We start from the raw sequence: 12,790 nt of genomic DNA on the forward strand, positions 1-12,790 counted from the left end.
AAAAAATTTTTGAAGCTTTTTTTTCGCCTCATCTTTTCGTTTTTCTTACCAGTCTGCCAAGGAACTTTCCGTGTTTTGCGGGGTGCAAATGTAAAAAGCTTTTTCTTTTCCCGCAAGCTTTTTCGAATCTTTTTTTTCTGAGAATTTCTTCCCTCAATTATCATAAAGCTGCCGGAATGTCTAAGAGCGTTTTTCGCTGTTGCGGGTGCAAAAGTAGAACCTTTTTCCGCTTCTGCAATACTTTTGACCGGCTTTTTTAAATCTTTTTTCAAGTTATTTCCTAACTGTCTCATAACGGCAGGTTTACATTTTAAAGTTTTTTCATCCGCTGTGGGTTTTTTCTGAATTACGATGCAGTTTTCTTAGTTTTGCCACGTTTTATCCTTCCTGTTTTGAGGAGTTTTCAAACTTTGATGCCCTTTTTGAAGATAAAACTTCTCCTGGAAACAGCTCCCATAGCCCCGATAGAAGCGGAAATCCTTTTTGTGCCGGGGTTCGGCACAAAAAGATTGAAGCGGATAGCGGGATCAGGCTACTAATTAAACGCAAAATTCCAATATTTTAAATTCCAAATTTCAAAACTGCCGATAAAAAGGCTTCGCTGTGCTCTGACTGACAGCCGAAGTTTTCTCCTTATATATGTATACAAAAAATAAACCCGACAGGTTTTTAAAACCTGTCGGGTTGTAATCGAGACTTACTCTTATATATAGTATAATTTAAAAACTATACATTATATGTATTACTCATTCAAAGCATCTATTACTTCTTTTGTAATTTGAATGCTTTTTAGCTTTGCTTGGTGATCGAAGATTGGACTTGTCACCATTATCTCATCGATTCGGATATAGTCAATAAACTTTCTCAAATCGGTTACTAACTGTTCTTTGTTTCCTGTAAAGGTTCCCGCTGTCATTTGATTTACATGGAAACGTTCTGCTTCATTCATGATATCATCTAGCGATGGAACTGGTGGTTGCAATCCTTTACGATCATTTCTAATTAGATTTAGAAACATTTGATACAAACTTGTCGATAGCAATTCTGCTTCTTCATTGGTATCTGCCGCAATGATATTTACACAAGCCATTGTTTTTGGCTGATCTAAATACTCTGATGGCTGAAAATTTTCTCTATAAAATTCGAATGCCTGAATCATTAGTTTTGGCGCAAAGTGTCCTGCAAAAGCATAAGGCAATCCATAAGCAGCCGCTAGAGCCGCACTATCCATACTTGATCCTAAAATCCAAATTGGCACATTTAGCCCCTCGGCCGGAAATGCACGCACTTTTCCTGTGGCGTTTTCAGAAGAAAAATATTCTTGAAGCTTGCTTACGTTTTGCGGAAATCGCTGTGCTTGCTCAAAAAAATCTTTTCGAATCGCTTCGGCAGTTGGCTGATCTGTTCCTGGTGCTCTTCCTAAACCTAAATCGATTCGGTTTGGATAAAGTGTCTCTAAAGTCCCGAATTGTTCGGCAACCACTAAAGGCGAATGATTAGGAAGCATAATTCCACCAGAACCTACACGGATATTTTCGGTTTGACTTGCCACATAACCAATTAAAACCACAGTTGCAGTACTTGCAACGTGTGCCATATTATGGTGTTCTGCCAACCAGATTCTCTTGTATCCTAGTTTATCGGCTAATTGCGCTATGTCTTTTGTTTTTTGGAATGTTTCTGTTGCGTTGCTATCTTGGGTGATAATCGCAAGCTCTAATATTGAGACTGAAATTGGTTTTTTCATATAAATTAAGGCTAAAATGCAAAATTAACTCATTTATGCGAATGCCTTTTGTTTTCTAATGTTAATAGAATTATAATATTCTCAAATCATCCAAATTGTCTATTTTTTAATAATTAATTATTGTTTTACGATAATTAATTATACATTTGCAATATCAATTTAACTTTTTATTGTATGAAGACTACTCATATTGTTTCGAGAATATTATTTTATTTCACACGATTCTTAGCTGTTGTTTATTTTTTCTTGGCTGCTTATTCGGTTTTTACTTTAGTAACAGGATTATTTCTAACATTTAAAGATAGCGGAAAGTATTTTCAGGTTTGTTATCCGTTCACTACACATCCTTTAATGTTGGGTGATTACAACCTGCCATATATTCTTTTTGATTTTCTGGCTCCGCTGAGTCTTTATGGACTTTTCTTTTTACTGAGCAGTAATGTCTTTAAGGTCTTCTTTCAGCCAAAATTGTTTACTCAAAATGGAGTTGTACACTTAAAACGTTTTTATATATCCAATTTATTCATTCCGAGTATCGTGATATTTTTTGCATTCTTCTTCGTTCCTTTAGATAATGAAGTGGCGCTTTTTATCATATTGCACGGAATGCTTGGCGCTTTTGCTTATTTTTTAGCTGCCATTTTTAAACAAGGTTTAAACCTTCAAAACGAACAAGATTTATTTATATAGCTATGCCAATAATTGTAAATGTTGATGTAATGCTTGCCAAACGCAAGATGCAGAGTAAAGAATTGGCAGAGAAATTAGATATAACGCCTGCTAATTTATCGATTCTAAAAACTGGAAAAGCAAAAGGTATTCGATTTGATACTCTTGAAGCTATTTGCAAAATACTAGACTGCCAACCTGGTGATATTTTAGAATATGTAAGCGAGTAGCTTTCTTTTAAATCAAATTTTCTGAATCTAAAAATCGGCTTTTTGAGGCCGACTGGTATTCTATTGCCTAAAAATTTCAAATCATCATTTATATAATCATCAAAATCAATCAAAAAATGAACAGTTTATCTATCAAAAATCTCAGCAAAACGTATGAGAACGGCACGCAGGCGATTGACCATTTATCGCTTGAAATTTCTAACGGAATGTTTGGCCTGCTTGGACCAAATGGTGCAGGAAAATCAACTTTAATGCGAACTATTGCTGCTTTGCAGGAACCTACTTCTGGAGTTATCGAGTTTAACGGAATAAATATTCTCGAAAACCCAATGTTTATTAGAGAGAATCTGGGATATCTTCCACAGGAATTTGGCGTTTATCCAAAAATTTCTGCTTATCGTTTATTGGATCATTTGGCAATTTTGAAAGGAATTGTCAATAAAAAAGAACGTCACGATCAAATTTTGTATCTGCTGCAACAAACTAATTTATTACAACACAAAGACAAAGCGGTTCATTCGTTTTCGGGTGGCATGCGTCAGCGCTTTGGAATTGCTCAAGCTTTGTTGGGAAATCCGAAGATTATTATTGTCGATGAACCAACTGCAGGACTTGATCCCGAGGAAAGAAACCGCTTCAATAATCTATTGAGTGAAATTGGCGAAAGCATTATTGTAGTTCTATCAACGCATATTGTAGAAGATGTTCGCGATTTATGCACTAAAATGGCAATTATTTCTAACGGAAAATTGATTTTGGAAGGAAACCCAAATGAAGCGGTTGATTCTTTGAAAGGAAAAATCTGGACAAAAGCGATTCATAAAAACGAACTCAAAAATCATCAAGAACACTTTAATATTATTTCCTCTCATCTGAATTCAGGAAAAATCAATATTCATGTTTTTTCTGAACAACAGCCAGATTCTGGTTTTGAATTGACTTCTCCAGATTTGAGCGATGTTTACTTTAATATATTATCTCAAAATCAACTTAAAAAATAACGTTATGCTTTCTAAATTAATTCAATTTGAATGGCATAACAATACCAGAAACTGGACATTTTATGCCACCTTTATTATTTATCTGATTCTCGGCTTTTTTGTGAGTGCTTTTGCGAACTTTTCGTTCTCGGGTGCTTATAAAAATAGTCCATTTGTACTGACTTACGCGATTGGCTTGATATCGTTAATGACAATTTTCTCCACCACACTTCAAGTTGCACAGCATTTTTTAAAAGAATACGAAACCAAATTTGATTCAATAATCTTCTCTACTCCTATTTCTAAGTTTTATTTTTTGGGAAGCAAATTTATTACAGCTTTTGTAATTGCTATTTCTTCTTTTGGAATGTTTATAATCGGAATGATTGTCGGACATCAAATGTCGTGGATTCCTAAAAGTGAAATTGGACCTTTTGAAATTATCAATTACATCTGGCCTTTTCTTGTTATCGTTGTTCCCAACATATTTTTATGCCTTTCGATTCTGGCAACGATGGCTTGGCTCACGCGAAGTAAACTTTTTGTTTATGTTGGCGGCTTATTCATTTACATATTATATATAGCGGGTTCGATTTTTTCTAATTCGCCTTTATTTGCAAATGCTTCTCCGTCTTCCGCGAAAGCGATGTCTTTAGCAGCAAAAATAGATCCGTTTGGTTTAGCAGCATTTTTAGAACAAACGAGATATTGGACATCAATTGAAAAAAACACCCAATTGGTTTCTCTTTCAGGCAATTTTTTATTGAATCGAATCTTTTGGATTTGCATTTCTTTCCTTCTAATTTTTGTTTCGTATAAATTATTTTCATTTCGAAAAACAAAAACTAAAAAGATAAAATCAGTTAAAATCAGTAAAAAAGAGATACAAATGTTTTCTACTGTAATTACGAAACAGCAATTTAAAACCTCAAAACATAATTGGGCTGTTTTTAAAAGCAATTTGAAAATGGATATTTATTTGGTTTTAAAAGGAATTCCATTTTTACTGATTGTTCTTCTGTTTTCGGGATTATTAATGATTGAGATTTCAGATGAAATTGACGGAGGAATTAGATTGGCAGAAAAAATTACCGATACAGCTTTGATGATTTCTACAATTATGGATCGTTTGCCCTTCATATTAATTCTGGTTACTCTTTTTTATAGTAGTGAATTATTGAATCGAAGCGAAAATTCGATGTTTGAAATGCTTGAAAATACTGCTCCTTATTCTCAGTTTGTTGTTTTGATTTCGAAATTGACAGCACTTTTTATGATTCCGATAATCTTAATAGGAATTAGCATTTTGATTGGAATTGTTTTTCAAATCATACATGCAAATGCACCGATTGAAGCTGGACTTTACTTTTCGATGTTTTACTATATCGGATTTCCATTGTTTTTGATTTCGATTTTGATAATCGCCATTCAGACTTTCATTAAAAACAAATATTTAGGATTGGGAATTTCTGCCTTTATTGTTCTCTTATTTTGTACTGGAATTGGAGAACAATTAGGAATTTCGCATCCATTATTTCGATTCGGAGATTCTTTTAAAAGAGAATATTTTGATTTGAATGGTTTCGGAAGTTATACTTTTCCGTTTCATATTTCAATGCTCTACAATTTAGGTCTTGCTTTGATGTTGCTCACATTGACTGGAATTTTATGGAAACGAAATTCTACTATTCTAAAAACTATTCGTAGAAATTCATTTAATACTATTCAAAAAACAACTTTTGCTTTTGGAAGTATTCTTTTCATCGGTTTTGGAAGTTATCTTTTTTATAAAACAAATATTGAATATCCGTATTTGACCAAAGATGACGTTAACAATTGGAGGGAACAGTACGAAAAGCAATTTAAAAAATATACAAATCTTTTACAGCCAACGATAGTTTCTGTAAAAAGTAATGTCGATTTGTTCCCAGAAGAAAATCGTTATAATGTAAAAGGCGCTTATGAATTGGTGAATAATACTGAAAAACCTATTGATAGTTTACTCCTATATATAGATCGAAATTCGGAACTGACTTCTGTTGAAATTGAAAATGCGAAAAATCTAGATGATGTTTCTAAATTTCAGCATTATTGGTATCGTTTGGAAAAACCTTTAGAACCTCATCAGAAAATAAAAATGAGTTTTTCTTTTACCTCAACTTGGTCGCCGTTTGAAGGTCATACTGCGTTTAATTCGATTATTGAAAATGGTTCGTTTATGCGAATAAGCCGTTATTTTCCAACTTTTGGTTATCAAGATTCTAACGAAATCAGCAGTGAAAAAGAACGGGCAAAAAGACATTTAAAACCGCAAATACCACTTAAAAAGCTTGAAGACAAATCGAAAACAACAAATGATTTTATTGATTATGATGTTGTGGTTTCGACTTCTAAAAATCAAACGGCAATTGGTGTTGGAGATTTAGTTGGGAATTGGACCAAAGACAATCGCAATTATTTTCATTATAAATCAAATGGAAAGATTCCGTTTCGATTTGCTTTTTCTTCTGCCGATTATGAAATCCAAAAAACGAATTACAAAGATATTTCTATTGAAGTTTTTTATGATAAAAGACATTCAAGAAATGTTGTGAAACTGATTCAAGATGTAAAAAATACGTTAGATTATTGCCAAAACAATTTTGGAAAATATCCATACAAAACCATTCGTTATGCCGAAGTTTCTGCTTTCGCTGATGGATTTGCGGCGACTTCATATCCGTCGACGGTTTTTATGAAAGAGAATTTTGGATTTTACAGCAACTTGAATAATCGCGATAAAGAAGATATCATCAATCAGTTGACGGCTCATGAATTGTCGCACGAATGGTGGGGTAATTCACAAATCAGTCCTGAACAAAAAGAAGGAAGTTGGATTTTGACTGAAACTTTGGCGCAATACACGGAACTGATGTTGTATGAAAAAGAACATGGTTTGGAAAAAGCGCTCGAAACTTTAAAAATTCATTTGGATTTGTATTTAAGTAGTCGAAGTTATGATCCTGAAACGCCTTTGTATAAAACAAATTACGAAACCCCACATTTACCTTATGATAAAGGAATACTGGTCATGCATCAATTAAAAGTTTTAATTGGGGAAGAAAAAGTGAATCTGGCATTGCATAATTTCTTAAGCCATTATAAATATCCTAATCCAATTCCAGATTCTGAAGATTTATTGAAAGAGATTTATTTGGTTACAGATTCTAAACTCTATCCAAAACTGGATGAAATGTTTAAAAAAATCATTACTTATTCTTCTAAAATTTCTAAAGTTGAAAGCGTAAAAAAGAATAATCTTTATGAAGTTTCTTTTAACGCTAATTCTAAAAAATATATTGAAAATGCTACAGGAGTTCGGAAGCAAATTGACAATGATAAAACAATCGATATTGGGATTTATGATGAAAACGGAAAGTTATTTCGTTATACATTTCCAATCAAAAACAATATAGTTGAAGGGAAAATTAAAATCAAAAACAAACCTCAACGAATTATGATTGATCCTCTTTTAATGAATATTGACACTTTTATAAAGGATAACGAGAAAGAGATTGATTAAGTTTTTTCGTTGCGTATATTTTTAAACACATAGAATCATAGATTTTTTTATCGCTAAAAGGCGTTTCACTTGCATTAATTCACATAGCTTTCTATGTGTTAGAAACAAGTTTCTTTCAACTTCCTTTTTAGACAAACGAAAAACTATGTTTCTATGTGTTTATTTTTTTATCAGATTTATTTTTTCAATTGAATGAAAATCTGTTTGTGCGTTATTTTTCCATCATCTTTTATTTTCAAATCTTTATTCGATTCGATTTCAAATTTTGATGACGTTTCTACATTTAATGAAATATCGCGATTTCTAAAACTTTCTGGAATTTCTGGAAGATGAATTGTTACAGCTACTTCTTTATTTTTCTGCTGAAAATCGACTTTAATTCTGTCTCTTAACCAAATATATTCATAAACTTCCTGCCACGGCGCCATCCAGATTGAGTCATTCCCTTTTAAACCGTATTTATTGGCAAGCGTAGTCATATAATATTTGAATTCAGGAAAACGCATACTTAGATTCCACAAATTTGTATTTCCAGTTCCGTGCGTGAATTCGTTAAACCAAACAGGATCTTTTTGTTTTACAATAGAGTCTATCGTTTTTAAATATTTATCCATCGTTTTAAAACTTGTTGTGTCTTTTGAACTTTGAACAAATGTTCGGGCAGAAATCATTTTATCTAAATCTACTTTTGAATCAACTTTAAAAACTGGACCGACACCATAATAAGACGCTACAGAAAAATGTCCGTTATTAAGTGCTTCTTTTTCGTATTCCAAATAATATTTTTCATCACCTTCTCCACCAGGAACTACAAAATGAGACATTTTAAAATCTAGATTTTGCTGTATTGAAGTTGTATTTTCGGTTACTTCTGTTTTGTAGTTTGTTCCGTGTTTTGTGGCATGATGAAAACTATGGTTTAAAATATCCCAGCCAGCATTGTACATTTCTTTTACTTCTTTCCACGAAAGATGTCCGCGATTTTCTGGCAAATCACGTATTGAACCTCCATTGATTGCTAATGCCAATTTAAACGGAATTTTATTTCCCATTCCGTCCGAATAAAAAAGTCCTTCTGAAACTGTTCCATCTCCGCCTTGATCGATTTTCCATTCGTTAATGGATGAATTACTGATTTTTCCTCCATTCAATAATGGAAACGCAGTTAAATAAGCCGATCTGTAGCCATCGTCAAGCGTAAAACTATACGCTAAATGTTTGTTGTATTTTAAAGGAGAAACGGCAATTTTTACCTTATCAGCCGATTTCAGTTTTATTTTGAATGAAATAGTTTTCGGTTTTGAAGAATCTTTTTGAATAATTCCTTTAGAAAAACTATTAAAGCTTCCGAAGATTACGGCAACTATTATAAGTAGAATTCGTTTTGACATAAATTTTAGTGGTTCTTTTACGATCTAAAAGTACATTTCTTTTTGAAAAAATATTTTAAAACTGATTCTGTCCTTAAAAATAATTTGTTCTGAATGAAAAAAGAGAACAAATTTTAAACCTAAATTTGTACATTAAAACACCTATTCGGTTTTAGCTTATCTGCAAATGACACACAAAATTTTAATTATAGACGACGAAGAAAAACTAAGAAATCTGCTCGCGCGAATTATAAAATCGGAAGGATTTGAAGTTTTTGAAGCCAAAGATTTAAAATCTGGTTTTAAAAAATTGGAACAAACCGAAATTGATGTCGTTTTGTGCGATGTAAAACTTCCTGACGGAAACGGTGTTGAGTTTCTTCAAAACATAAAAAACAGTTTTCCTCTAACAGAAGTAATTCTGCTAACTGCTTTTGGAAATATTCCCGATGGAGTTCAGGCAATGAAAAATGGTGCTTTCGATTATATTGTAAAAGGCGACGATAACGATAAAATTATTCCGCTTCTCTATAAAGCGGTCGAAAAAGTACATTTGCAGAAAAAAGTTCAACAGTTAGAAAAACGCATTAATGATAAATATTCTTTCAATACCATTATTGGAAAATCGAAAGGAATAGAACAAGTCATTGATCTTGCACAAAAAGTAGCCAAAACCGATTCGACTGTTTTACTTATGGGAGAAACCGGAACCGGAAAAGAAGTTTTTGCACAGGCGATTCATGAAAACAGCAATCGTGCAGGAAAATCTTTTGTGGCTTTGAACTGCAGTACTTTTACAAAAGAAATTTTAGAAAGCGAACTTTTCGGTCATAAACAAGGCGCATTTACAGGAGCTGTAAAAGATAAAAAAGGTTTTATTGAAGAAGCAAATGACGGAACTTTGTTTCTGGATGAAATTGGTGAAATGCCAATTGATCTTCAAGCAAAATTATTGCGTGTTTTAGAAACTTCCGAATATATTCCCGTTGGAGACACGACTCCAAAAAAATCAAATTTCAGATTAATTGCTGCTACAAATCGTGATTTAAAAACAGAAAGTGATGAACATCGTTTCCGTTCTGATTTGTATTTCCGTTTGAATATTTTCGAAATTAAATTGCCTTCTTTGCGAGAAAGAATTAAAGATATTCCGCTTTTGGCTAATTATTACGTGAAGCAATTTTCAGAAAAAACGAATAAAAAAGCACTACAAATTGCGGATGACTTTTTACAGAAATTAGAGAATTATTCCTGGCCTGGGAATATCCGTGAACTTAAAAACGTCATCGAGAGATCGGTTATTTTGAGCAATGGAGATATTTTGACTTCAGATGTTCTTCCTTATGAAATGCAGCATCAAGCTGAAAATAATTCGAAACCAATGTCTGCTTTCTCCATGCAAAGTGTTGAGAAACTCCATATTCAAAAGGTTTTAAATTACACGAAAGGAAATAAGGCTGAAACCGCGAGATTATTGGAAATTGGGATCGCGACTTTGTATAGAAAGTTGGAAGAATACAATATTCAGCTGTAGTCCTGCAAGGTTTTCATAAAACCATCCAAGAATCAGAACAAACCTATCATTTCAATAAAAGCTTATCATTTTGATAGGCTTTTTTTATGCCTAATTTTTGGCACAAAACTACATTCCTTTTATTTACAACACTTTAAACTCAACTTGACTTTTTCGGAACATCTTTTGGCATAAAGAGGAAGAACATTAAAAATTCATTCCAAATGAAAAATCAAGTAACCTCAATCTACAAACAAGCCGAACGGTTTGCTGAGATAACCAAAAAATCTATTATTTCTGGAAATATCGTTCGTGCTAAAAAATGCTTAGCCCTTGCCGAACGGTTATTTATAAGCGGAAGCATCGAAACCAAAAATGCCATTTCTAACGTGTACGTTTTTTCAGTTTCATCTTTTATGGAAATGCGTCACTGCAATATTTCTCATCTTTTTCCACAGACACTTAAAGCAGAATATATCAAACAGGTTAATGCTTCGGGAGTCTAATGTCAATGTTGTATGTGAAAAGTAAGATGTACTTATCATTTTTCACATACAACATTTGACTTCTCACATTTTACATTTTACAAATCTAAATTCTAAAATAATCATGGTCACAATCCTCCTTCTCGCTTTAGCAGTTTTACTGTTTGCGATTTGTTTTCTGTCAGTTGAATTCTTTGAAAAAATCTAAATCATGACTGCACTATTTATTGTTTCAATCGCCGTTTTCCTGTATTTGATTTATGTATTAATCAAACCCGAAAAATTTTAATAATTGTGAAATGTCAAAAGTGAAATGTTAGATGTCTTTCATTTTAAATCACATCTCACTTTTCACAACTTCACATTTCACTTTTTACAATCAACAACTCACAATATTATGAACACAGAATTATTAGGCGTCATAGGTATTTTTATCCTTACCATTATTTTAGCTATTCCGGTAGGGAAATATATTGCTAAAGTTTTCTTGGGAAATAAAACACTTCTTGACCCAATTTTCAATCCGCTTGAAAAATTTATTTTTAAAATCAGCGGTATCAATCCAGCTGAAGAAATGAACTGGAAACAGCACTTAAAAGCACTTTTAAGCATCAATATGGTTTGGTTTTTTCTTTGCTTTTTTGTTCTGCTTTTTCAGGGTTCTTTACCACTAAATCCAGATAATAATCCATCGATGTCGCCTGATTTGGCATTTAACACCACTATTTCATTTGTTGTTAACTGTAACTTACAGCATTATTCTGGCGAAAGTGGGGTTTCGTATCTATCGCAAATGATATTGATGTTTTTGCAATTCGTTTCGGCTGGTGTCGGAATCGCTGCTGCTGCAATGGTTTTTACTGCAATGAAAGAAAGAACTACAGATAAACTGGGGAATTTCTATAATTATTTCGTAAAAAGCTGTACTCGCATTTTATTACCGCTTTCAGCAATCGTCGCTATAGTTCTAGTTTTCAGCGGAACTCCAATGACTTTTGAAGGAAAAGACGCTATTACAACTTTGCAAGGTGATCAGGTTGAGGTTTCTCGCGGACCAGCTGCTGCTTTTATTGCCATTAAACATATAGGTACAAACGGCGGTGGATTCTTCGGAGCTAACTCTGCTCATCCTTTAGAAAATCCTACTTATTTTACTAATGCCGTTGAACTTTGGGCACAAATGATTGTTCCCTTTGCGATGATTTTTGCACTTGGATTCTTCCTTAATAAACGAAAATTCGCTTACATCATTTTTGGTGTTATGACCGTTGGATTTTTACTTCTTGTAATTCCGACAATCTCAAGCGAAATCAACGGAAATCCCGCTATTGCAAAAATGGGAATTGCACAGACAACGGGAGCTATGGAAGGCAAAGAAGTTCGGTTCGGACCAGCTATTTCAGGTTTCTGGAGTATTGCTACAACAGTGATTTCTACAGGATCTGTAAATAGTATGCACGATAGCGCAATGCCAGTTTCTGGCGCTATGCAATTATTATCTATGATGGTCAATGCCTTTTATGGCGGATGCGGTGTTGGTATTTTGAACTACTACATTTTCATTATTCTGGCTGTATTTATCTCCGGATTAATGGTTGGTCGAACTCCAGAATTTTTAGGTAAGAAAATCGAAGCGCGAGAAGTTAAAATTGCCGCTTTTATTGCCATTCTTCATCCTTTATTGATTTTAGCAGGAACAGCTTTGGCTTCTTATTTTGCTGCAAATGATACTGCGATGGGATACTGGTTCAGCGGAAATGCCACAGGCTGGTTAAATAATCCAGGAAATCACGGATTCTCAGAAATGTTATACGAATACACGTCAAGCGCTGCCAACAATGGTTCTGGTTTTGAAGGATTGGGAGATAATAATCCGTTTTGGAATATCACTACAGGAATTGTATTACTTCTAAGCCGTTTCATTCCGATTATTGGTCCATTAGCAATTGCAGGCTTACTAGCAGGTAAAAAATACATTCCGGAGAGTGCAGGAACTTTAAAGACTGATACATCAATTTTTGGAATCATGACTTTTGCCGTAATCGCAATTATCGCTGCTTTATCTTTCTTTCCAGCCTTGGCTTTAGGTCCATTAGCAGAATACTTTACACTAAAATAATAACTCATTTTTCAATGCTTAAATTATTTTAAACACATAGAAACATAGATTTTTTCTTTTCTAAAAGAGATGAATAAAAAGAAACTAGTTTCTAACACATAGCTATCTATGTGTA

11 protein-coding genes are annotated in these 12,790 nt (G+C 33.3%); 8 read left to right on the forward strand and 3 right to left on the reverse strand.

The genetic code is table 11. The annotated features are described in order from the left end of the window. Positions 1 to 293: hypothetical protein (locus JI750_RS00005; protein ID WP_201998096.1), on the reverse strand; the 293-nt coding region annotated here is incomplete at its 3' end. 449 nt (positions 294 to 742) lie between these two features. After that, positions 743 to 1,747: an LLM class flavin-dependent oxidoreductase gene (locus JI750_RS00010; RefSeq protein WP_201998097.1), complete on the reverse strand. Its 1,005-nt coding sequence runs from the start codon at positions 1,745 to 1,747 to the stop codon at positions 743 to 745. A gap of 174 nt (positions 1,748 to 1,921) precedes the next feature. On the opposite strand from JI750_RS00010, the gene JI750_RS00015 reads away from it, so the two are divergent. The 4 genes from JI750_RS00015 to JI750_RS00030 all read left to right on the forward strand — a co-directional run bounded on the left by JI750_RS00015 (position 1,922) and on the right by JI750_RS00030 (position 7,188). Continuing rightward, positions 1,922 to 2,437 carry a DUF2975 domain-containing protein gene (locus JI750_RS00015; RefSeq protein WP_201998098.1) on the forward strand — a complete coding sequence of 172 codons (516 nt, stop codon included), beginning with the start codon at positions 1,922 to 1,924 and terminating at the stop codon, positions 2,435 to 2,437. A 2-nt stretch (positions 2,438 to 2,439) separates the two neighbouring features. Then, a complete protein-coding gene (locus tag JI750_RS00020; protein ID WP_008466864.1) occupies positions 2,440 to 2,646 on the forward strand; it encodes a helix-turn-helix domain-containing protein in 207 nt (68 codons plus the stop codon). A gap of 116 nt (positions 2,647 to 2,762) precedes the next feature. Continuing rightward, positions 2,763 to 3,647: an ABC transporter ATP-binding protein gene (locus tag JI750_RS00025; RefSeq protein WP_201998099.1), complete on the forward strand. Its 885-nt coding sequence runs from the start codon at positions 2,763 to 2,765 to the stop codon at positions 3,645 to 3,647. A 4-nt stretch (positions 3,648 to 3,651) separates the two neighbouring features. Next, positions 3,652 to 7,188 carry an ABC transporter permease/M1 family aminopeptidase gene (locus JI750_RS00030; RefSeq protein WP_236672942.1) on the forward strand — a complete coding sequence of 1,179 codons (3,537 nt, stop codon included), beginning with the start codon at positions 3,652 to 3,654 and terminating at the stop codon, positions 7,186 to 7,188. A gap of 176 nt (positions 7,189 to 7,364) precedes the next feature. Here the strand turns inward: JI750_RS00030 and JI750_RS00035 are convergent, their stop codons facing one another. Next, on the reverse strand, positions 7,365 to 8,579 hold the full coding sequence (locus JI750_RS00035; RefSeq protein WP_201998102.1) for a polysaccharide deacetylase family protein: 1,215 nt from the start codon (positions 8,577 to 8,579) through the stop codon (positions 7,365 to 7,367). A 166-nt stretch (positions 8,580 to 8,745) separates the two neighbouring features. On the opposite strand from JI750_RS00035, the gene JI750_RS00040 reads away from it, so the two are divergent. The 4 genes from JI750_RS00040 (at position 8,746) to kdpA (ending at position 12,675) form a co-directional block, all read left to right on the forward strand. Beyond that, positions 8,746 to 10,092, forward strand: a complete 1,347-nt coding sequence (locus JI750_RS00040) for a sigma-54-dependent transcriptional regulator (protein ID WP_201998104.1) — start codon at positions 8,746 to 8,748, stop codon at positions 10,090 to 10,092. A 203-nt stretch (positions 10,093 to 10,295) separates the two neighbouring features. Continuing rightward, a complete protein-coding gene (locus tag JI750_RS00045; protein WP_113677797.1) occupies positions 10,296 to 10,577 on the forward strand; it encodes a DUF7674 family protein in 282 nt (93 codons plus the stop codon). Between the two features lie 190 nt (positions 10,578 to 10,767). Further along, positions 10,768 to 10,845, forward strand: a complete 78-nt coding sequence (kdpF, locus tag JI750_RS00050) for a K(+)-transporting ATPase subunit F (protein WP_201999725.1) — start codon at positions 10,768 to 10,770, stop codon at positions 10,843 to 10,845. Between the two features lie 108 nt (positions 10,846 to 10,953). Next, on the forward strand, positions 10,954 to 12,675 hold the full coding sequence (gene kdpA, locus JI750_RS00055; protein ID WP_201998106.1) for a potassium-transporting ATPase subunit KdpA: 1,722 nt from the start codon (positions 10,954 to 10,956) through the stop codon (positions 12,673 to 12,675). Positions 12,676 to 12,790: the final 115 nt, after the last annotated feature.

It is taken from the genome of Flavobacterium tagetis, assembly GCF_016735615.1.
Lineage (GTDB): Bacteria > Bacteroidota > Bacteroidia > Flavobacteriales > Flavobacteriaceae > Flavobacterium > Flavobacterium tagetis.